Origin of the sequence: Furfurilactobacillus milii (genome assembly GCF_009863985.1) — a bacterium.
GTDB classification, from domain to species: domain Bacteria; phylum Bacillota; class Bacilli; order Lactobacillales; family Lactobacillaceae; genus Furfurilactobacillus; species Furfurilactobacillus milii_A.
Genome location: NZ_WEZT01000021.1, coordinates 1 through 21161 on the forward strand (window position 1 = coordinate 1; position 21161 = coordinate 21161).

Genomic DNA, 21161 nt, shown 5'->3' on the forward strand with positions numbered 1-21161 from the left:
AGATCAGCTCCTAAAAGATGGGTTTGTGGTAAACACCATTTTAAAGGAAGCTGATCTTTTTTGTCCGAACAGCGTTCGGATTAATTTTACAATCTATCTAAAGGCCAAAAAAAGTGATGGTCACGTGAAGGGCCATCACTTTCTTGTATGCAGCTTCGTCAGCAAATTATTAATTTGAAAGTTTTTCTAGGAGGGGTCTAAACGATGCTTTGAAGCGTTGTAACTGTTGGGGGTTGGTGTGATTCAAAATCCCCATGATTTTATCTAATGTATTATCTTCGAGTGAAGGTGTGAACACATACATGTGTAAGTCAGTGTTGTCACCGACGATGAAGTTTGTTTCATCAAAATGAACCTCCCCGGTGTCTGGGAAGATCATTGTTTTACCGCGTTCAGCTTCAGGTACGATATCATGTTGCGTCCACAGTTGACTAAATATTGCGCTGTCATGACGAAGAGTGGCTACGAAAGCGGCTAAATCCTGGTCATCCGTTTGACTAGCATACATTTGACGGAAGCGGCCAACCATATTATGGGCAACAATTGGCCAGTTAGTAATTACCCGAGCAAACGCATCATCGGTAAACATTTCGCGCAATAGGTTTTCATGGACCAATGGGTGACCGACTACTTGAGTAGCAAACACATCTGCCAACTGGTTAACCGCGACAAAATTCCATCGTCGATCAATAACGATGACGCCAGAAAGCGGCCAACTATCAATAGTACGTTGTAGCATCGGGTTGATGGTTTCGGTAAAGGGTGCAGTTGTGTCTGGTTGAGCAACGCCAGCTAACGTATAAAGGTGGTTAGTTTCATTTTCCGTGAGTTTGAGTGCGTTAGCTAAACTGGCAACGACTTGGTCTGAAATATGAATATCGCGTCCCTGTTCCAGCCACGTATACCACGTTAGACTGATGCCGGCTAATGTAGCAACTTCTTCCCGTCGTAATCCAGGTGTTCGACGGCGACCAATAGTGGGAAGACCAACTTGGTCGGGTTGCAAACGTTGGCGACGTGTCACTAAGAAATCCGCCAGTTCCTGTTGTCGGGTTGTTGTCATATCTCAAGTCTCCTTAGCTGTTAGTTTATATACTAGTATAAACTAACAGATTAAACTATTATATAAAGTCGTTATAATTATTTTTGTAAATGAGATGAGTGACATGGGTACATGAATTTGAGGTTCATGAAGCGAACTAGTGCCGACGTCAATTTTACCCAAGCAAATAAATAATCGGCATATTACACGGAGGTATAACAAATGAAACAAGCATTTGTCACAGGTGGTAACAAGGGACTGGGCTTTGAAATTGCTAAGCAGTTAGGCAAACAAGGGTGGCAGGTTATTATTGGGTCACGCAATGCAATGCGTGGGCAAGAAGCGGTCGACCAATTACGTGCGGCTGGTTTAGAAGAACCACAATCTGTTGAGTTAGATCTCAGTAATTCGCAAACAATTCAGGCGGCTGCTAAAACAGTTACTGATAATTATCCCGAGTTACAGTTACTTGTTAACAACGCCGGTATTCCGGGCGATATGAGAGTTACGGGTATTGAGGCGACGATGGCAGATTTGCGAGAGACAATGGAAGTCAACTTTTTCGGAACGTTCGAATTAACCCAGGCACTGTTTCCACTGTTGAAACAAAATCACGGGCAAGTTGCCAACATCACGATTCCTACGACACCGAACAAATTGTTTAATCCGTTTGCCTATCAAACGAGTAAAGGCGCTCAAAATGTGATGACAACGTCCTTAGCTACTTCGTTTGACACAACTAGTACACCAGTGGAAATCTTCAGCGTTCATCCAGGACCGGTTTCCACGGATTTGAACGGCAACCTGCAGGCCGACTTTATGCAGACCGCTGAGGAAGCGGCCGCTGGCGTTGTCCGTTTGATTGCGAGCGAAAAACCTAAGCAAGGGGCATTTTTAGAGGTTAAGCCTGTGATTGGGTAACTAGCAAAGGTTAAGTGGCACGGACCAAATTTAAAAATATAAAGAAGACCTCTCGATACTCAAACCGGTGTCGAGAAGTCTTTAGTTTGGCCCTTTAACATCACGATTCTTTTGATGTAATGAGTCAATCATTCATTAATGAGCACTCTGTCATCTTATTAGCGAAAAAGAATAAAGCTGATAAGTGTACACAAGTATCACGTTTAAAATTTGTTTGTAATTAGCTAATTATCAAAGCTTTAACAAATTTTAGAGGTGAACTATGAAAACAATTACAGACACGAAACTGCGAAGTTCTGACAAAAAAAGAGCACGTCAATGGTTAGTCAATGGGGTATTGCTGACGATGGCCGGTGCAGGAACAATTGCAGCAACGGTCACAACAGGGCATGCCGATACCAATACTAGTCAGGCAGCCGGTACGGAAATACCAAGTAGTGCAGCTACTTCTGTACCTCTATCTGTAGTGCTGTCAGCGGGCAGTGCCGCATCAAATCAGTCCGCAAGTGCGGCCACCAATTCAAATAGTGAATCAAAAAATAGTGATCAATCGATTCCTTCTCAAGCCAAATCGGTGAGCCAAGAAACGCAATTGAGTTCAGCAAATGTTGAGCAGCAATCAACGGATAGTTCAGCGGATGCTCAGAATCAGGCGGGCACGACACAAAAAGTAACAGTTCAGACAGCGGTTAATGTTGATTCAATACTAGCTAACACAGGCACCCAAGCAACGATGCGTGCGGCACGTGCTGATATTGCCGTCCCGACGGCAGCTTCTGAAGTTGTTCAAGCGCCGTCAGAGAACGCCGCTATATGGATGCCTGATGCCACATTGCGCGCATTTGCAGAATCCCAAGCCAATCACGAGTTTGGTGTCGCGGTTAACGACGATAATCTCTACCAATACATTGGCCGTATTCAAAATCTGACATCTCCAGAAAGTGCTAACAATGGCATTAAGAGTTTAGCAGGCTTAGAGTACGCGCAGACATTGCAGACGCTTCAGCTATATAACAGTGAACTGGGTTCAGACGGAATGGTTGATTTAAGCAATTTAGCTAAACTAAATTTGATTTCAATATTCAATGATCAAACGTTGACGGGAACTGTCGATGATTTTATTAATAAACACCTCGGCGCTGGCAACGATCTTTGGACAATCCAACTTGTTAACGACAGTCTGTCAGGTACAATTCCAGACTTGCATAATTTCTTAAAATTACGAACGCTCATTTTAGCAGAGGATAACCTTACCGGTACAATTCCTGATTTGAGTTATTTACCCAATCTTTTGGTTGTCCAATTTTTTAATAATCAATTGACTGGTGGCTTAGATGGATTAATTAATTGCTCGAATGTATTTGATATCAGAGTTCAAAATAACAATCTTTCAGGTGAACTACCCGATTTGAGTGGCCTTGATTTGAGTACTCGTTTTGACTTTCGATATAATCACTTCACAAGTAGCGCGACGGGGTTACAAAGGAATGTTGGTTGGACCTATGGTGTGGGGCAGGGTGTTCAGGCAGGAACTTATCAAATTGGTAAGGGGACAAAAGGATTTGACCCAATTACTGGCTATTTGTTTGGTGCTACCGACTATTCGAATGGTGCAACGCCGGTAGCGGATTATCACTATACCGTCCGAAACTGGACGACAACGGCCGCTGGTACTTATGTTTATCGGGTAGAGAACGGTAAACTTACCGACGTTTCAAGTGCTTTCGATATTGTTGCGGATCCAAATGATCCTAGTGGCTTTAAATTAGTGCCAAACACGGATTTACCAGATGGCAGTTATATGGTTTATGTAACTGGTTCAGATATCGCGCCTGAAGTAACTCCTGCGGCCGGATACTCAGCATTTCTATACTTTAATTTGGTGAATGTTAAGCCCACTGACCCTGACAATCCGGACCAACCAGATAACCCTGATCAGCCGGAAAATCCTGGTAATCCCGAGCAGCCGGACAATCCAAATGAACCGGATCAACCAGAAACACCGCAGATTCCTGATAAACCCGGTGTTCCACAAACACCAGAAAACCCTGATACCAACGAAACAACGACACCTGAAAATTCGGCGGTGTCACAACAATCCAATGGGACTTCTGATGTAGTCATGAGTGCTAACAATGAGCAAACTGCTAGTGCTGCTAATGATAGTTTGGCGAGCTCAACAGTGACATCTGTTGCGAAAACCGCAGCAGTCCAGAGTTCAGTTACGCCGGCTCATACTAATTCATCCCAGCATTTGGAACAGTCGAAGACTGACCAGCGGCGTGAGTTGCCAGCAACATCGCAGCAGTCGTCTTCCATTTGGGCTGCAATTGGACTGAGCATTTTATCACTGATGTCGTTTGGTTCACTGACTGGTGGTTATCGTCGCCGGCACTAACTTAATTCGACTACATTTTCGGGATTTAATTTCACTAGACAGATACTGCGTCATCCCGTATTCTAGGGTTGTAATGGGTACAACTCGGGGGAGGGGTTATTATGCAGCGTCAGCAACATCAAAGATCGAATTCAAAATGGTGGCTTATTGCACTGGTGGTTATTTTGGTCGCAGTCGGTGGCTACTTTGTTGGCAAGGCGATGAATGGTGGTTCCGAGAATGGAAGTACTGCTAGTAACGCTTCCTCATCAACAAGCTCTGCCAAACGTAGTGACTCAGAGGAGGCGTCATCTTCTAGCTCAGCATCTGGGAGTCACACGTCAATGATGTCACACCATTCAGGGATGATGAGTGACCACTCCAGTATGATGAATGATGATCGCTCATCCAGTAAAAATAATGACACCACGACTGCGGTCGGTCCGTACTCCGTTTCGACAGAATCGATGAATGCAGTGAGTTCGTTTCAATATCGTGGCGCGAACGTCCCAGCATCACTAGATTTGTCATTTAACAATCAGTCGGGCGCTGGAACCGCGACATTTACGTGGCGTGGCCCAGACGGAAGCCAACCTGCTGTTTACAACGTGATGTATGAAGAAATTCCGACGACGCCAATTCGTGTGTTCGGCGCTAGCAATAATGCTGTTCGGACAGTCAAGGTGAATACCCGTATTCATATCGAAGGATTGAAATCGGGGGACAGCAGCGAGATCGATACGGCTGGTGACCTGTATGCGTTTAAAAATCGTGATGGCGGTATCTCAATTGCAACGCCAAACTATGCCGGCAACGTTGAACCGGATGAACATGATGTGATGCAGGAAATCGTGCACCGTTAATTAAATTTCTGAGTTCGTTTGCGCACCAACTGTTTAATCAGTTGATGCGTTTTTGTTTGATTTTGGGGATTCCCTTAATAAAAAGTTAAGAACTATCACTGAACTTAAAATTAGCGCAATAAAAACTTAATCGTCCCTAAACTCTGAAAAAATTTCGTACACTCATACCAGTTTATTAATAGAGCAATTATTCAGGGGGAACCATTTATGGACAGTGAATCACAAGACAACCGCATGAAGCGTCACCAATCGAAGCACCGCACACGAAACATCATTCTGGCAGTCGTTGCTGTGATTGCGCTCAGTGTGGGCGGTTACGGTTATCACGTGTTTAGTAGCGTGGAACGGTCAACTAGCAAAATGTACAGCGCATCGGGGATTAAGAAGAGTCGAAATGTGAGCCAGTTAATCAAGAAACAAAAGCCAATTTCAATCTTGTTATTGGGTACAGACGTTGGCGCCCTGGGACGTGATTCAAAAGTGTGGGCCGGTGGTCGCACGGATTCAATGATGTTGGTGACCATTAATCCCAAGACGCAAACGACGACCATGATGAGCATTCCACGGGATTCTTTAGCTGTGATTAGTGGTCATGAGGACGAATTTCCGACGAAGATCAACGCAGCGTATTATTTTGGTCAAACGAAAAGCACGATTGCGACTGTCCAAAATATGTTTAACGTTCCTGTTGATTACTACGGCCTGTTGAATATGGGTGGCATGGAAAAGTTGGTCAATGAAGTTGGCGGCGTCGACATTGTGCCACCACTGACATTCACCTATGAAAAACAACATTTTACTAAAGGCAAAGAAATTCATGTTAACGGTTCACAGGCACTGAAGTTTACCCGGATGCGCTATCAAGATCCCGAAAGCGACTATGGTCGGACGTTGCGACAACGGATTGTCATTCAAGCACTGTTGAAAAAGGGAAGCAAGTTAAATAATCTGTTGAATGATAAATTTATTGATTCTTTGGCGAGTCAATCACGGACAGATTTATCCCTGAGTGACTTAATGGAATTAGCCAAATCGTACAGAACTGCCACCAAACACGTTGTCTCAGATCACGTTCAGGGTGTGAGCGATGACATCGCCGGGCAGAGTTTTGAAATCTTGCCTCAAACGGAAAAGCAGCGTGTCACAAACAAGTTACGTAAAGGACTTGAAATGAGCGCTGCTACAACGGGTCCGCGTTTTGGTGAAGAAGTACCAGCTGGCATGGAAGCCTATGTGCCTGCCGCCGATTTTGGCGAAACAGCAGATACAAAATCGACCTGGGGTCACGATACGAATACCTCAAGTCAGTATAATAAAGCCTATGATCGTGATAATACAGGTGACTTAAATCCAAATTACGATGCTAACAACTAATTACTAGACATGCTTTTATTTGTGTTTGACATGAGATTACGAACGTTCATAAACCTTGCTATCATGGGAATGCAACCATCAGTTGCCAGCCATGCTCGGAGGTATATCGTGCATCTTTGGCGTTAACCATTCACAATATAGTTAACGAAAGGGGAGCGATTATTATGATGCTGGGGCAACGAATTAAAGAGGAACGGGAACGGCGTGATTGGACGCAAACACAATTGGCAGATACATTGCATGTTAGTCGTCAGGCCATCTCTAAATGGGAGTTAGGAACTGCGTATCCGGATATTGAACGGTTAATTCAGATTAGCAATTTGTTCAGTGTCAGCTTGGACAGCTTAATTAAAGGTGATACGACTTTTCAAGAAAAGATCGTCGTGACAGATAAACATCATCAAAGAAGTTTTTGGGATTTCGTGGCTCACTACTGGTGGATGATTTTTCCAATTGGCGGGTTTCTATACTGGTTTGTTCCTGCCATTATTCATGGGATTGTTATTGCACTTCGATAAGGTAAATAAATATGATAAAAGAAAACCAACTTCCTCTTTATTTTTGAGAAAGTTGGTTTTCTTTTTGACGTATAAATGAATTCGTCTATTTATTTTACTTTAATCCACCAAATGTAGAGTCACCATGCGGTCCGCAGAATCCGTGATGGTGGTATGTGGATTGCGTGGACGCCAACCGAGATCATTTTCTGCCTTGGCAGACGTGTAGTGAAATTTACGGCCGAGTAAACCAACAAAGACTGCTACATTAGCATTGAAACGGGCAATTGCTAACAGCACCCAATTGGGAATCGTCAATGTGCGGATCTTTTTACCATGGTCGCCGAGATGTTCTTTTAGGGTCTCAGCAATGTCATACATGGACATACTGCCAGCGGCGGCTAAATACCGTTGCCCACCGGATTTATCGCTCTTCATAGCAAGAATTTCAAGGTCAACAAGATCGCGAACGTCCACGATATCAAAGTTGATTTTGAGTGCGCCAGGGACATGTCCTTTGATCATTTGTTCAATTAAGATTTGGGAACTATCATTTTGTGGCATGAGGACAGGACCAAAAACGGCAGTTGGTAACACGGTAGATAATTGCATGTCACCGTTGTAATTTTCCATCCAAGCCCAGGCTGCTTTTTCAGCAATGGCCTTTGAACGCTGATAAGGGTTTTGAACAGGGTCATTTGGCTGAGTCCAAACGGTTTCATCGGAGTCTGCTCTACTATCGTCTGATGGTTTGGCAGCAGCGGCTGCAGAAGTAATGACAACATGTTTGACATTAGCAGCGGCAGCAAAACGAAGTACACGTTCGTCACCTTCACGTTGTGGTTTCAAGAAGGTTTCGATATCCGCGGAGTCATCTGTATGCATGGGGGAAGCCACGTGCAGCACGCGGTCAACGCCAGCCATGGCCTCAGTCCAGCCAGCGTCACTGGTCAAATCTGCTTGGATGAACGTTAACCGTTCACCAGGGTCAACTTGGCTGGCGATTGCGTCGCGCACCATACTGGTTTTCTTTAAGTTACGAATCGTTGTTTTAACGTTATAGCCTTGTTCTAGCAAACGAACGATGGCCCATGCACCGACAAATCCTGTGCCGCCAGTGACTAAAATAGTTTCCGGTTGTGTTGACATAATTATCCTTCTTTCAGTGAATCATCAAATTTATTATGAAAATTAGTTTGCGACAGCGGCCAGCATATTTAAATGTTTGGGCCGTTCCACTTCGTCCATCAAGGCAACGGCAAGGTCAGCGTATGAAATCACTGATTTACCTGCTACATTATTGAGTACTACGTCACTGCCAATTTGATAATGGCCAGTTCGTGGGCCACTCGCTTCATAATTAACTGCTGGTGCAATGAAAGTCCAGTCAAAACCAACAGAATTTTCTTTCATTGTGAGATATGCACGTTCTAGGACAAGAGAACCAGAACGTAAACCGGCTGTGCGCATCCATAACGTGTCGTAAAGTTTTTTAGTGCGCTTTTCATCGGTATAAAGGTAGCTAGCAGCCCCAACCAATAAAATCCGTTTGTGCGAATTCTTTAGAATTTCAAGGTAGTGTTTTACGATATCCACGTGAGCCTCACGGGTTTCGCCAGCAACGTTACCAAACGCGCTGATGATCACGTCAAATGGTGCCAAATCTTCAGCAGTAATACTGAAAGCATCTCGCTGAATAATTGGGACGTTAGCAGACAGCTTTTCGGGTGAACGAACGATTGCCGTTACATCTAGATGCCGTAATAGCGCTTCATTTAAAATCATGTTACCAGACTTGCCAGTGGCGCCGATAATTGCTAATTTCATTTTGACCCCCCTCCACTTTGTTTAAGAAGATGACAGTAATTGTTTTGATTGTGGAATAAATAATAACATCATTCAAATACAAAATAAACAAAAACACGTTAAAACTGTCTAAAAATATATTTTTTAATTCTTATTGGGTTTGTTCATGAAGTGAAATATACTGGATTTGTACATAAAAATGCGAAGGGCGATGAGTGTGATGGCAGAAGAACGAACATTGATCCTAGTTAAACCAGATGGTGTAGCAAACGGACATATCGGGGATGTTATCGACCGATTGGAGCGTAAGCAATATCAGATTAGCGCATTAAAAGTGGTCCAGAAGGCAACTGATGCGCAATTGCGGGCGCACTATTCAGACAAGGTCGACAAACCTTACTTTTCTGAGATCACTGATTATATGCAGTCTGGTCCGATTGTCGCAATCGTGGCGACTGGCACGCATATTGTTGATGCATTTCATCAAATGGCGGGTAAGACGAATCCTGATGAAGCTGAACTAGGCACCATTCGTGGTGACTATGGTCGTGCTTGGGAAGACGGTGCCATTCGTAATGTCGTTCACAGCTCTGACAGTCCTGCGGCAGCTGAACGGGAAATCAAAATTTGGTTTCCGGAGCTGTAGTGTCGGTGTGCAGAAGTTGTTTAACTTGAATTCTGATCAATAAAGAGAGACAAATGATTCAAGTGCTCGGCGAATCATTTGTCTTTTTTACTGTGAAGAGACTGCTACTGTTTTAAATTATTATATATTCGAATTGGCGCTGGAGGCCGCTTGCCGCTTACGGTTGTCAACATTGATACGCTCGCCGTGGGACCGGTTCAAGCCGGAAGTGCACCGTCTTTCACCTCGCCGTCAAGCCTCGGAAGCCCGCGAGTCTAGACGACCGTCCGTAACCTAAATTCGGAGAGCCCACCGAATTAACGTTACCTTCACGGCTCGGTATCAATGTTGACGCCCTTCAGCTGACATAACAGTAATTCGACATAACGCCGTAGTATCGCAGTAAATTATTACTGATCAATGATTTAGGCCACAGCGAGACTATTAATTTCATCATAAAGCAGACAATTTATTTATTATCCATGATAGCAAGTTTGCATCGTAATCCCTTGTCCCCCAAGATGTCTACGATACTTAGCTTGCTGAAAATCTATATTCGACTGATACTTTGAGCGAGGTGATGAGGGGATGCAAATTGGAATCAAGTTGAAGCAATTGCGACAGCATCAACAGCTGACTCAAGCTGACGTGGCTGATGAATTGAAGCTGTCGCGTAAAACTATTTCTAGTTGGGAAAACGATCGTAGCTATCCTGATGTTGCGAGCCTGATTACCTTAAGCGACATCTACCACGTAACGGTAGATGAATTACTCAAGGGGGATCAGAGCATGATTAATCATTTAGTGGAGATAGATCGACAGGCAAAGCGGACTAGAAGAGCACGGGGGTATTACTATTGGTTTAACCTGATTTTTCTGTTAGCAAACATAACGTGCTACGTGCTAACTTTTAAAATTCAGGTACCAAATTGGATTCAAAATGTTGCGCTTGTTGGGTGGATCGTCACGGTTATCACAATGTTGGTCAGTTTGTCGGAAAACTACGAGAGCGTTAAAACTAAAACAGTCGTTAGTGCGGTTATTATTTTCGTGTTTATGATGGTGTTCTTAGACCCATTTGTTTTCCCTGAGATTACGGTGCCCAATATGCCTCATATCAACGTCGAGGCATATCACATTGGTGTGATATTGCGCCAACTAACAACGGCAATTTTCTTTAACTTAAGTGTCATCCTAGCAATTCTAGCCCGACCGTCTTACTTGCGCTTTGGTCGTCACGACTAAATAAATAACACGTTGACCAAACAAACGCGATGACTGATTTTCATGTTCAGTTATCACGTTTTTTATTTTGTTCTTGCGCGATGCGATTAAAGTATGTAAACTCTAAATGGTAATCGTTACCATTTACATATTTTTAGAAAGAGGGATTTCGATGAAGTATTTTCGGCAGGTTTCATTAAGTTTGGTTGCGTTGTTGGCAACGGTAGTGATGTTGGCCTGGTTGGCGCCACGACCGACGCAAGCCAGCAGCGATAAGAAACCGATTCACGTTGTCGCAAGCGTTGATTTTTACGGGGATGTGGCTAAAGCAGTGCTGGGCGATCATGGCACGGTAACCTCGATTATCAATAGTCCTAGCGTTGATCCACATGATTTTGAACCAACGACTAAGGATGGGATTACAGTTTCCAAGGCCAATTTTGTTTTGTACAACGGTATCGGCTACGACACTTGGATGCACAAACTGAATAAAAGTAGCGGTGCTCACAAACAGACAGTGGTTCGTGTTGGTGAAGATGTGCTTCAGAAGAAGACTGGTGACAACGAGCACGTTTGGTATCAACCGGAGACGATGTCGAAACTGGCGAATTACTTGGCCAAAAAATTTGGTAAGCAAGCACCGCAATACAAGCATCAGTATCAAGCAAACGCTAAACGGTACATTGCCAGCCTGAAACCATTGCAGCATCAAGTGACTAAATTGAAAGCTAACAGTAAGGGGCAACACGTGGATGTGAGTGAGCCAGTATTCGATTATACGTTAGATGCTTTGGGGTATAAGCGAAACAACTCCAGGTTTGAACTGGCCGTTGAAAATGGCACAGACCCCTCGCCGAAATCAATTAAACAAATGCAGACGGATATTACGCATCATCGCATTGCGTTCTTCGTTAACAACAGTCAAACTAGCGACAAAACGGTTAGTGCAATGGTTAATCTAGCCAAAAAGCATCATGTACCAGTTTTGAATGTCACTGAGACGTTGCCGAAAGAACAAACGTATCAGAGTTGGATGATGAAACAATACCGGGCGCTTGCTAAGATTCAGAATCAAGAAAAGTAGTATTTGAGGAGGATTTTTTGAAAGTGTGCTCAGGTTCCAGTAAGCTTGGTTTGATAGGTTTAACGCTTAGCAGGTGACTTAAGCTGATTGGAGGCAACACAGAATGAAAGTTGTTGTGATTGGTGCAGTGGCGGGCGGCCCTTCGTTTGCGACGCGGTTGCGGCGAATTAATGAACAGGCCGAAATCGTTATGCTCGAACGTGGCCCAGAAATTTCGTACGCTGGTTGCGCTTTACCATATTATTTGGGAGGTGTGATCAACGATCGTGATGCGCTGATTGAACGGACGCCAGAAGCTTTGAGGACCAAGAATAATATTGACGTTCGTGTGCAGAGCGAAGTCACGGCAATTGATCCGGATGCTCAACTGGTTACGGTGCAAACGGCTACAGAAACATATCAAGAAAGTTATGATGAGCTGGTCATTGCTACTGGGGCGCGGCCAACGCTACCCGCTATTCCGGGACTGGCCGAAGCCGATGATTGTTTTACACTGCGAGCCGTAACTGATGCGGACAAAATTAAGGCGTATATGGATCAAAAACATCCGCAACGTGTGGCTATTATTGGTGCGGGTGTCGCTGGACTGGAGATCGCTGACAACCTCACGTTGCGTGGCCTGAAAGTGACGCTCATCGAACAGTCCGCTCATGTAGCGTTTCCGTATGATTCCGAAATTGCGACGGTGATTGAGAAAGAATTGACTGATCATCATGTTGCGCTACGTTTGGACAAAACCGTGACGTCCGTGCGCAATCACGGCCATCAACTAATTATGAGTGATGGCACACAATTAACAACGGACATGCTACTGGTGACGACAGGTGTGACGCCAAATAATGAAGTGGCCGCAGCGGCTGGTATCAAACTAGCAACGGATGGTCACATTATCGTGAATAATCGATTGGCGACCAACTTGCCACATGTTTATGCGATTGGTGATGTCATTGAAACAACGAGCTTAATTACAGGTTTGCCAACTCCGAGTATGTTGTCGACGGCGGCTAATCGACAAGGTCATCTTTTAGCGGACATTATCAACGGTGAACCGCTCACTTACGCGGGTTTTGTTGGTACTAGTGTGGCTAAAGTATTTGATTTAACCGTTAGTTCTGTCGGCTTTACGGCCAATACGCTCAACCATTTGGGAATTGACAGTTACGACAGCGCTTTTATCACTCCTTATGATATTGCCTACTTCTTCCCAGACGCTTCACGGATTAATTTTAAATTAATTTATGCACCCAACACAGGCCGCATTCTTGGTGGCCAAGCAGTTGGTCAACATGGTGTGGACAAACGGATCGGTCAATTATCTGCGGCTATCACTGGTGGCTTAACGGTTGCGGACTTGCCAGACATTGAGGTGCCATATTCACCGCCGTTTTCTTCAACGCGTGATGTCATTAACATTGCCGGCTATGTTGCTCTGAACCAGATGCAACAGGTTGGTCAAACGATTAAGCTGGATCAACTGACGCATGAGATGAAAGAAAAGGGCGTTTTTCTAGACGTTCGTGAACCAGGTCGTCCGGCAACAGGATCGGTTTCTGCAACATTGACCATCCCACTCAGTCAGCTTCGAGATCGCATTCATGAAATACCGGCTGGCCAACCAGTTTTCCTTACCTATCGTCCTGGGTTGAGCAACTATACGGCCGCCAGGATTTTAGCTGGCAATGATATCGAGGCCAAGATAATTGAAGAAATTGATTAAGCCTAAGCCCAGCTGACTAACTGTTTTGTGGACAGAAACATCGTGTTGTGGGGGTTAATGACTCACATTCCAGTGAACATTTCATGACATTAAAACGGCCGGGCTCACACCGTTAGTCATTATCGTAGTTGCGCGCTGTTTGCAAAGTGCGCTATACTTTGGAAAGTTAAATATTGATGAGTAGACTGTGACGAGATGAGTAACTTTGAATTAATGCTAAGAGAGTCGTGTTTGGTGTAAACGATGATTGTTCAAAGCAAAGATGGTCTTGAAGAAGTCAAACTGGTGACATTTGAAACCAGTTTCGGTGCACACCGTTAACGTGATGAAGAAGCCTGGATAACCATTTGTTGGTGAGCCGGCTTAAAGTTGGGTGGCACCACGCGACAGCGTCCTTACATTGATATGTAGGGACGCTGTTTTTTTCATAACTATTTTCATTCATTGCTATTTATTTTTAAGCGGGCAATCATTAAATTTGCAATTATTGCGCACACTGGGTGATTACGTATGGCATACGTAAAGGGGAAAGGGAGCTGTTTTATGAATAATAAGAATCAGTCGTCAAATTCAATTCGAACTGTCGTCGCTACTGGGATTGGTGCAGCGGTCATCTTTGTATTAATGAAGTTTGTCGCCATTCCAACGGGAATTCCTAACACTCAGTTTAATGTTGCTGAAGGTTTTCTAGCCTTGTTGGCAGCTTTATACGGACCGGTTGCTGGCGGTCTTGCTGTATTTATTGGTCACAGTTTGAACGATTTTGTTACCTATGGGTCACCTTGGTGGACTTGGGTAATTACGGATGGTCTAGTCGGCGTTGCCCTTGGGCTGATCAAAAATCGACTGAACGTTACTGGTGGGGCAGTTAAAACGATGAAACTAGTTTGGTTTAACCTTTACCAGATTGTGGTTAATTTTGTCGCATGGGTGTTGATTGCGCCAACTGGCGACGTATTGGTTTATCATGAACCAGCGGCAAAAGTATATCTTCAAGGGGTTACTTCATGGATTGTTAACAGTGTGTCTGTTGCCATCATCGGAACCATCTTGATTGTGTTGTACTCACGGACTCGTGCCCAGCATGGCAGTTTGAAAAAGGAAAAGTAATTCATGGTTGAACCAATCATTTCGTTTAAAGATTTTGGCTTTCAGTATGACAGTCAATCGGAACCAACATTGAAGCATATTAATTTAGACATTTTTCCAGGTGAGAAAGTGTTACTAGCTGGTCCATCCGGATCAGGAAAGTCGACGTTAGGTCGTTGCATTAACGGTTTGATTCCGCAATCATATCCTGGTGAAATAACCGGTTCGGCTATAGTGGCCGGTCACGATATTAAGGACAGCTCGATTTTTGAACTGTCCTTTAGTGTGGGCACGGTGCTACAGGACCCAGACAGTCAGTTTGTCGGTTTGTCGGTGAAAGAGGATATCGCTTTTTCCCTCGAAAATGATGAACGGAGTCAAACGGAAATGAGGGCTGCCACGAAGAAGTGGGCTGAACGACTGGATCTTAAGCCACTATTAGATCATTCTCCGCAAGGAATTTCAGGCGGTCAAAAACAGCGGGTGGCGATGGCTGGCGTGTTGATTGATGAAAGCAACATTCTGTTGTTTGATGAACCACTGGCCAGTCTGGATCCTGCGTCTGGAAAGGCCTCGATTGAGCTCATTGATCATTTGGCACGACAACAGAATTTGACTGTTGTTATTATTGAGCATCGTCTGGAAGACGTGCTTCAACGGCCAATTGACCGGCTAGTTGTCCTTAAAGATGGCGAAATTGTCGGCAATGACAAACCATCTGCCATCCTAAAAGATTCGTTGATGCAACAGTTAGGCTTACGTGAACCGCTTTATTTGACCGCACTACAACTTGCAGGTGTTAAACTAGCCGACTGTAACAACATTGATTCTGCTGAAACCGTTGCCGGGGACAACATTGAATCAGCTCTCCAGAGATGGACTGCAGGGGTTTCGTTGCAAGAACCCGTTTTGCCGAAACAACCATTACTAACATTGAAGAATTTGAAATTTAGCTACAATCGCAATCAACCTGTTATCCATGGTCTGAACTTAACCATTAATCGTGGTGACATGTTGAGCTTAGTCGGCCGTAACGGCACGGGTAAATCAACGTTGAGTAACATCATTACCGGTTTTCTTAAGTTAGATGATGGTGAAATGAAACTTAACGGTCAGGATTTGACGCAACTGTCTGTCAAGGAACGCGCGGATCATATTGGTTATATCCTGCAGGATCCAAACCAGATGATTTCCAAAGCGATGATTTTCGATGAAGTTGCTGCGGGCTTGCGTTTGCGTGCCCTAACTGACGACGAGGTTGAGCGTCGGGTCAACGATACGCTCAAAGTTTGTGGTTTGTACGAATTTCGCCATTGGCCAATATCAGCGCTCAGCTTTGGCCAGAAGAAACGGGTGACCATTGCTGCCATTCTGGTATTGAATCCGGAGATGATTATTCTTGACGAACCAACGGCCGGCCAGGATTTGCGGCATTATACCGAGATGATGAATTTCCTCGAGACACTGAACCGTGAGCAGCAAGTGACGATTATGTTAATTACTCATGATATGCACTTGATGCTGGAGTATACGCAACGCGCAGTTGTGTTAGCTGATGGCGGTGTGCTGATGGATGCACGACCAGCTGATGTGTTGACAAATGAGGCCGTAATTGAAAAGGCCGCGTTGGCTAAAACAAGTTTGTTTACGTTGGCCGAACGATACCACTTACCGTCAGCATTAGATTTTGTCGCTAAGTTTGTCCAAACGGAACGGGAGGTACGCAGCCATGAATAGTCAGCTCTTAATTGGTTACACGGCCCGTGATACGTTTCTGAACCGGTTGAGTGGTAGTACAAAATTGATTGGTTTCGTTGCCTTATCGATTATCGGCATGGTGACGTATGATACGCGATTTCTACTTGGGGTTTTGTTAATATCATTAATACTGTTTCATTTTTCCAAGATTAAGTACCATGAAGTTGCCTTTGTTTTGCAGGTAATCGTTGCGTTTGCCATTTTGAATCTGGTTATGGTCTATGTTTTCGCGCCAAGTTATGGAATTACCATTTATGGTACGCATCACATGATATTAGGTAGCCCAGATCATTATTTCAACTTATCTTGGGAACAACTTTTTTATGAATTTAATTTGTTATTGAAGTACATTTTTGCCGTGCCGCTAGCGTTGATTTTTTTGATGACGACGAATCCGAGTGAATTTGCGGCCAGTTTGAATAAAATTGGCGTTTCCTACCGGATTAGCTATTCAGTAGCAATTGCGCTGCGATACATTCCGGACGTTCAAAATGATTACCGAACCATCAGCTTGGCTCAACAAGCTCGTGGTTATGAAATTTCACGAAAGGCTAAGCTCATGACACGGGCTAAGGGCGCGGTCCAGATTATTATGCCGTTGATTCTTTCTAGCTTGGACCGGATCGAAATCATCAGCCAGGCGATGGAGCTGCGCCGGTTTGGGCATAATAAGAAACGAACGTGGTACATGGCACAACCTTTCAAACGAAACGACTACTTGGCTTTGATTATAATTGTGTTGATTGTGCTCGTCGGCATTGCGTTATTTAAAGTCAATGGCGGCCGATTCTGGAATCCATTTAAATAGTTTATTGGAGAATACGCAATTTTGGGCTGAAACCAAAATTGCATATTTTTTTGCATTTTCTGCTTGACCTAAAACCCGTTTCAGAGAATACACTGCGTTTGTAAATGAAATCTAACCAATGAACATAGTGGAGGGCGACAATGATGAAATTATTCCAAGAAAATGTTTATGCTGACGTCGAATTAGCAGATAACAATGAGATTGCAGCGTTGAAGCTGATTGCACAGACAGCCGCAGACAAATTAGGGGTAGATGAGCAGGAGCTGAAGAGCGGTTTGATTGTTCGCGAGGCCATGTCCACTAGTGCCATGGGGGATATCGCAATGCCACACGCGAACGCTTCGGGCATCGAGAACCCCACAGTGCTGGCGTTTACGTTTGCCGAGCCAATCATTTGGGGTGAAGCGCCGACCCATTCAGTGGATACAGTGATTGCGCTGATTATGCCACGCAATGAACATCAAGAGGATTACCACGATGTGCTGGATAGCTTCGCCAAACATATGACGCAGCCAGCGGATGTTGCGGCAATGACGGCAAGTAAAAAAGATGCGAACGGACTTGTAAACGTTATTAACAATTGGTTGCCGGTAACGGTTTTTGCTTAATCATCAATGATAAAGGAGTGGGCATGAATGGGACACATTAAACACATTTTTTCCGATATGGACGGTACGTTGTTGGATCGTGATGGCAATATGAGTCCGGCTAATAAGATGGCTATCGAACATAGTCACATTCCGTTTACGTTAGTCTCTGCGCGAGCACCGATGGAAATGATGACAGTTATCAACGCATTGAAATTGACGGCACCACAAATTGCGTTTAACGGTGGCCTGATTTTCAAAATGCAGGGGCATCGTTTGATCCCAATTCAGGCCAGTAGCATTCCCGCAATGGATGCCCAACAAATTTTGCACCAAGTCACGCGACGATTTCCAAATGTCAGCGTAAGTTGTTATAGCATGAATGCTTGGTATGTAGAACGAATTGATGCTGGTATTGAATTGGAACGTCACATTACGCACCAAACGCCAACGCTGGTACCGTTTGGCAAACTGATTGAACAACGTGATCTTCGTCTATTCAAAATTATGATGATTACCCGTGATCCCAACGAATTAACCCGTTTACAGGCGTATCTGCGTGCCATGCAGTTGCCAACTGTAGCGATTCAGCAATCTGGTCGAACTTTTGTCGAAGTGACGAGTAAACGGGCACGTAAATCCACAGGCATTGCGTTTATCCGTCAACAGGAACGTTTGCAGGCAAACGAACTGGTTGCTTTCGGTGATGGTCATAACGATCTACCCATGTTTGAAAGTGTCGGTCACGCGATTGTGATGGGCAATGCGTTACCGGAAATTAAAGCTGTTGGTGAGCGAGTGACGTTAAGCAATAATGAAAATGGTGTCGCATATGGCATTCATCAACTGCTGGTTGAATCGTGATCTAATTGCTGCTAACATGCTGGCCGAAAGTTTGCTATGCTAAAGCCAACGATAAAGCGGGAGGTGACAGACGGTGGCGAATATTCATGATATTGCTAAAGCAAGTGGATACTCAGTATCGACCGTGTCACGGGTAATCAACCACCGCAAATATGTCACAGACCAGGTTCGGCAACGTGTTGAACAGTTGATGCGGGATTTAGATTACGTTCCTAATGCTGTCGCCCGCGATTTGAGCACTGGCAAGACCCACAATATTGGTGTTGTACTGCCACACAGTCAACATCCATACTTTACTCAAATCACGAATGGTGTGATGGAGGCGGCATTTGCAGCGGGGTATCGTGTGGTACTGTTGCCGTCAAAATATGATGAACGTGTGGAACGCCATTATTTGGAACAGTTGCGACAGCGTGCTTTTGACGCGGTCATTTTTACCTCTCGTGGTGTTCCGTTAAGCGAACTCGCGCGTGATGATGCGCATACAAAAATGGGACGCATCGTTTGTTGCGAGAATCCAGGTGACTTGCCGTTATCAGCGGCCTTTACCGAACGCAATTCTACCTATGAAACAGCGTTTGAATGGATTAGGGCGCATGGCTACAAACGAATTGGGATGTTGCTCAGCCGTGAATATGCGTTGAGTGCGACCAGTCAGGCGATGATCGAAGCTTACAAAGACGTATTTCATGAGTTGCCACGTCCTGAATTGGTGCGGACAAGCGTAGTTAATAATCAGGACGGCTATGATTCGGCTCAATATTACATTGATCATGATTTACGCCCAGATTTTATTTTTGGCAATGGTGACGACATCGTGGCTAATGCACGACAATGCTATTTGGATCATGGCCTTGCTGTCCCAGGCTTGATGGGACAGGAACATCAGTTATCTAGCACTTTGCTCCACATACCGACGATTGATCATCACTTTAACGAAGTTGGTCGCCGGGCCTTTGAACTAGCTGTCAGTGACCACGTCGCTCAACGACCAGTTGCTTCCACGTTCATCGATATTGATGAATAATAGCTTTAAACATTACAGTATCAATACTTTCAATACTTCCGCTTACGGTTGTCAACATAGGAACGCCCGCCGTGGGACCGGTTCAAGCCGGAAGCCCACAGTCTTTCACCTCGCCGCCAAGCCGCGTGAAGGCCCCGCGTCTTTGCGACCGTCCGTACTGTAAATTCGAAAATCACGAATTAACAGTACCTTCACGGCTTGGTTCCTATGTTGACGCCCTTCAGCTACCTTTGCAGTTAAGCAGAATCGTCATTTTGATCGATGGCGTTCGGTTCGCGGTAATGGCAGTGCAAGTTCTGTTATATGAGTGGAGTCGACCAGAGGCAGAGTTCAGTGTCGATGCTACTTAATGGCATGGGGTTGGTCATTTAGTAGCATGGGACGACTTCAGAGATGTGGTTTTCAGCTCTGAATCGAGGTGGAAAACCGCTGTTCTTGCGGGTTGAAACCGTTCCTCACAGAACGGCGCCTCTGACTGACGAAACGGTTATGAAAAACTAAACTAAAGCGCCCGCACATCATTGAAGAATGCGCGGGCGCTTTAGCTATTCGATTGTGACAGTAAACGTGCGTTGGTCGTGAACCAGCATGCGTTGCAATGTTTGTAGTAGTAATAGCATCCAGCTAAACGACATGATGAAGGCAACCAACTCGTAAGCGGTGAGGGACAGGTAGCCTACTGGCTGAAAGAGAATTGTCGTTACCACTAGTAAGCCACCAATAATGTACGATAACGTCAGAAACTCTGGTGTCACTTTGGGTAGTAAGTAACGGATAGCGACGATCGTGATGATCATGAAATAGACTAGGAAACTGGCCGTTTGGTCATGAAGCTCGTGCATTAAACCACGGCCGTTGTTAGCAAACGCACCGACACCGCCCAGACAAATAGCAGTTAACGTTAATAAGATGCGCAGTGTCAACATGCGTTTGCTGCTGCCAAATTGCTTGCGCAAACTGGAAAAAATGAAATCGACTAACGCGACGGTCAGCAATGCAGAAACGATTAAGGTCAGGTTGAATTGCCAACTGTAAGCCGCCTTTTCCGTGCCCAGGAAGCTGATGTTATGCTCCCACCACCGTTTGTTACTATTGGTGATCATTGACGACAACACACCCGCGACAATGACCGACACCAATAAAGAAAAAATCATGGTTATTGATAGCGCCGAGACTGACAGGATCATCAGGTAGTTAATCAGACTGATGAATAGGAAGAACATGAACGTCGACGTAAATTGATCAAACGTCGCGCCCTTAAATAAAATGCCGGCAAACCAGAAGAAACCTAACAGACAGGTGGTTAGGATAATCATGAACGACAGCCAAATGGTCGGAAAGCTGCGCCAATAAAGTGATCCAGTCAACCATCGCTGGATGTCATGTTTTTGTTTAAAGTGGCGAATTTACAATTGAAATGCAACACAAAGTAAAAAAATAAACCCATACCGGGTAGAATATGTTTAACGACCAAATCAAACAATTCGAGGTATCCGGT

General features: G+C 44.6%; 19 protein-coding genes. 15 read left to right on the forward strand and 4 right to left on the reverse strand.

From position 1 onward, the window contains the following. Window positions 1-169: 169 nt before the first annotated feature. Window positions 170-1063 carry a helix-turn-helix transcriptional regulator gene (locus GB992_RS09530; RefSeq protein ID WP_161002242.1) on the reverse strand — a complete coding sequence of 298 codons (894 nt, stop codon included), beginning with the start codon at window positions 1061-1063 and terminating at the stop codon, window positions 170-172. Window positions 1064-1264: 201 nt separating this feature from the next. Between GB992_RS09530 and GB992_RS09535 the strand changes: the two genes are divergently transcribed. The 5 genes from GB992_RS09535 (at window position 1265) to GB992_RS09555 (ending at window position 7095) form a co-directional block, all read left to right on the forward strand. Continuing rightward, window positions 1265-1963, forward strand: coding sequence for an SDR family NAD(P)-dependent oxidoreductase (locus GB992_RS09535; RefSeq protein ID WP_161002243.1), 699 nt, complete (start codon window positions 1265-1267; stop codon window positions 1961-1963). A 262-nt stretch (window positions 1964-2225) separates the two neighbouring features. Continuing rightward, a complete protein-coding gene (locus GB992_RS09540) occupies window positions 2226-4361 on the forward strand; it encodes a hypothetical protein (RefSeq protein ID WP_161002244.1) in 2136 nt (711 codons plus the stop codon). Window positions 4362-4462: 101 nt separating this feature from the next. Then, window positions 4463-5203, forward strand: coding sequence for a hypothetical protein (locus GB992_RS09545; RefSeq protein ID WP_161002245.1), 741 nt, complete (start codon window positions 4463-4465; stop codon window positions 5201-5203). A gap of 207 nt (window positions 5204-5410) precedes the next feature. Continuing rightward, window positions 5411-6577 (forward strand): LCP family glycopolymer transferase, encoded by a 1167-nt coding sequence (locus tag GB992_RS09550; protein WP_161002246.1) that lies wholly within the window; start codon window positions 5411-5413, stop codon window positions 6575-6577. A 164-nt stretch (window positions 6578-6741) separates the two neighbouring features. Beyond that, window positions 6742-7095: a helix-turn-helix domain-containing protein gene (locus GB992_RS09555; protein ID WP_161002247.1), complete on the forward strand. Its 354-nt coding sequence runs from the start codon at window positions 6742-6744 to the stop codon at window positions 7093-7095. Window positions 7096-7194: 99 nt separating this feature from the next. Here GB992_RS09555 and GB992_RS09560 read toward each other — a convergent pair whose 3' ends face one another. Both GB992_RS09560 and GB992_RS09565 read right to left on the reverse strand, forming a co-directional pair. Then, window positions 7195-8223, reverse strand: a complete 1029-nt coding sequence (locus GB992_RS09560) for an NAD-dependent epimerase/dehydratase family protein (RefSeq protein WP_161002248.1) — start codon at window positions 8221-8223, stop codon at window positions 7195-7197. 42 nt (window positions 8224-8265) lie between these two features. Beyond that, window positions 8266-8901, reverse strand: a complete 636-nt coding sequence (locus GB992_RS09565) for an NAD(P)-dependent oxidoreductase (RefSeq protein ID WP_161002249.1) — start codon at window positions 8899-8901, stop codon at window positions 8266-8268. Window positions 8902-9100: 199 nt separating this feature from the next. Here GB992_RS09565 and GB992_RS09570 point away from each other — a divergent pair, with 199 nt between their 5' ends. The 10 genes from GB992_RS09570 (at window position 9101) to GB992_RS09615 (ending at window position 19663) form a co-directional block, all read left to right on the forward strand. Beyond that, window positions 9101-9526 (forward strand): nucleoside-diphosphate kinase, encoded by a 426-nt coding sequence (locus GB992_RS09570; protein WP_017260596.1) that lies wholly within the window; start codon window positions 9101-9103, stop codon window positions 9524-9526. A 567-nt stretch (window positions 9527-10093) separates the two neighbouring features. After that, window positions 10094-10750 carry a helix-turn-helix domain-containing protein gene (locus GB992_RS09575; RefSeq protein ID WP_161002250.1) on the forward strand — a complete coding sequence of 219 codons (657 nt, stop codon included), beginning with the start codon at window positions 10094-10096 and terminating at the stop codon, window positions 10748-10750. A gap of 151 nt (window positions 10751-10901) precedes the next feature. Next, window positions 10902-11813 carry a metal ABC transporter solute-binding protein, Zn/Mn family gene (locus tag GB992_RS09580; protein ID WP_161002251.1) on the forward strand — a complete coding sequence of 304 codons (912 nt, stop codon included), beginning with the start codon at window positions 10902-10904 and terminating at the stop codon, window positions 11811-11813. A gap of 103 nt (window positions 11814-11916) precedes the next feature. Next, complete coding sequence (locus tag GB992_RS09585) at window positions 11917-13530, forward strand: FAD-dependent oxidoreductase (protein ID WP_161002252.1); 1614 nt, start codon at window positions 11917-11919, stop codon at window positions 13528-13530. Between the two features lie 543 nt (window positions 13531-14073). Beyond that, window positions 14074-14640, forward strand: coding sequence for an ECF-type riboflavin transporter substrate-binding protein (locus GB992_RS09590; RefSeq protein ID WP_161002253.1), 567 nt, complete (start codon window positions 14074-14076; stop codon window positions 14638-14640). Between the two features lie 3 nt (window positions 14641-14643). Next, window positions 14644-16356 carry an ABC transporter ATP-binding protein gene (locus GB992_RS09595; RefSeq protein WP_161002254.1) on the forward strand — a complete coding sequence of 571 codons (1713 nt, stop codon included), beginning with the start codon at window positions 14644-14646 and terminating at the stop codon, window positions 16354-16356. Next, window positions 16349-17185 carry an energy-coupling factor transporter transmembrane component T family protein gene (locus GB992_RS09600; protein ID WP_161002255.1) on the forward strand — a complete coding sequence of 279 codons (837 nt, stop codon included), beginning with the start codon at window positions 16349-16351 and terminating at the stop codon, window positions 17183-17185. The genes GB992_RS09595 and GB992_RS09600 overlap by 8 nt, the downstream gene beginning before the upstream one ends. A gap of 140 nt (window positions 17186-17325) precedes the next feature. Further along, the gene (locus tag GB992_RS09605) at window positions 17326-17793 is read left to right on the forward strand and encodes a PTS sugar transporter subunit IIA (RefSeq protein ID WP_161002256.1); all 468 of its coding nucleotides are present in this window, start codon (window positions 17326-17328) and stop codon (window positions 17791-17793) included. Window positions 17794-17820: 27 nt separating this feature from the next. Beyond that, window positions 17821-18636: a Cof-type HAD-IIB family hydrolase gene (locus GB992_RS09610; protein WP_161002257.1), complete on the forward strand. Its 816-nt coding sequence runs from the start codon at window positions 17821-17823 to the stop codon at window positions 18634-18636. A gap of 73 nt (window positions 18637-18709) precedes the next feature. Beyond that, entirely contained in the window at window positions 18710-19663 is a 954-nt protein-coding gene (locus tag GB992_RS09615) for a LacI family DNA-binding transcriptional regulator (protein WP_161002258.1), read from the forward strand. Window positions 19664-20208: 545 nt separating this feature from the next. Here the strand turns inward: GB992_RS09615 and GB992_RS09620 are convergent. Then, window positions 20209-20979 carry a DUF998 domain-containing protein gene (locus GB992_RS09620; protein WP_161002259.1) on the reverse strand — a complete coding sequence of 257 codons (771 nt, stop codon included), beginning with the start codon at window positions 20977-20979 and terminating at the stop codon, window positions 20209-20211. Window positions 20980-21161: the final 182 nt, after the last annotated feature.

What these genes read in the sequence shown, in the direction of transcription:
- GB992_RS09530 (WP_161002242.1), bottom strand. Translation starts at nt 1,063, where the DNA reads ATGACAACAACCCGACAACAGGAACTGGCGGATTTCTTAGTGACACGT.
- GB992_RS09535 (WP_161002243.1), top strand. Translation starts at nt 1,265, where the DNA reads ATGAAACAAGCATTTGTCACAGGTGGTAACAAGGGACTGGGCTTTGAA.
- GB992_RS09540 (WP_161002244.1), top strand. Translation starts at nt 2,226, where the DNA reads ATGAAAACAATTACAGACACGAAACTGCGAAGTTCTGACAAAAAAAGA.
- GB992_RS09545 (WP_161002245.1), top strand. Translation starts at nt 4,463, where the DNA reads ATGCAGCGTCAGCAACATCAAAGATCGAATTCAAAATGGTGGCTTATT.
- GB992_RS09550 (WP_161002246.1), top strand. Translation starts at nt 5,411, where the DNA reads ATGGACAGTGAATCACAAGACAACCGCATGAAGCGTCACCAATCGAAG.
- GB992_RS09555 (WP_161002247.1), top strand. Translation starts at nt 6,742, where the DNA reads ATGATGCTGGGGCAACGAATTAAAGAGGAACGGGAACGGCGTGATTGG.
- GB992_RS09560 (WP_161002248.1), bottom strand. Translation starts at nt 8,223, where the DNA reads ATGTCAACACAACCGGAAACTATTTTAGTCACTGGCGGCACAGGATTT.
- GB992_RS09565 (WP_161002249.1), bottom strand. Translation starts at nt 8,901, where the DNA reads ATGAAATTAGCAATTATCGGCGCCACTGGCAAGTCTGGTAACATGATT.
- GB992_RS09570 (WP_017260596.1), top strand. Translation starts at nt 9,101, where the DNA reads ATGGCAGAAGAACGAACATTGATCCTAGTTAAACCAGATGGTGTAGCA.
- GB992_RS09575 (WP_161002250.1), top strand. Translation starts at nt 10,094, where the DNA reads ATGCAAATTGGAATCAAGTTGAAGCAATTGCGACAGCATCAACAGCTG.
- GB992_RS09580 (WP_161002251.1), top strand. Translation starts at nt 10,902, where the DNA reads ATGAAGTATTTTCGGCAGGTTTCATTAAGTTTGGTTGCGTTGTTGGCA.
- GB992_RS09585 (WP_161002252.1), top strand. Translation starts at nt 11,917, where the DNA reads ATGAAAGTTGTTGTGATTGGTGCAGTGGCGGGCGGCCCTTCGTTTGCG.
- GB992_RS09590 (WP_161002253.1), top strand. Translation starts at nt 14,074, where the DNA reads ATGAATAATAAGAATCAGTCGTCAAATTCAATTCGAACTGTCGTCGCT.
- GB992_RS09595 (WP_161002254.1), top strand. Translation starts at nt 14,644, where the DNA reads ATGGTTGAACCAATCATTTCGTTTAAAGATTTTGGCTTTCAGTATGAC.
- GB992_RS09600 (WP_161002255.1), top strand. Translation starts at nt 16,349, where the DNA reads ATGAATAGTCAGCTCTTAATTGGTTACACGGCCCGTGATACGTTTCTG.
- GB992_RS09605 (WP_161002256.1), top strand. Translation starts at nt 17,326, where the DNA reads ATGATGAAATTATTCCAAGAAAATGTTTATGCTGACGTCGAATTAGCA.
- GB992_RS09610 (WP_161002257.1), top strand. Translation starts at nt 17,821, where the DNA reads ATGGGACACATTAAACACATTTTTTCCGATATGGACGGTACGTTGTTG.
- GB992_RS09620 (WP_161002259.1), bottom strand. Translation starts at nt 20,979, where the DNA reads ATGATTATCCTAACCACCTGTCTGTTAGGTTTCTTCTGGTTTGCCGGC.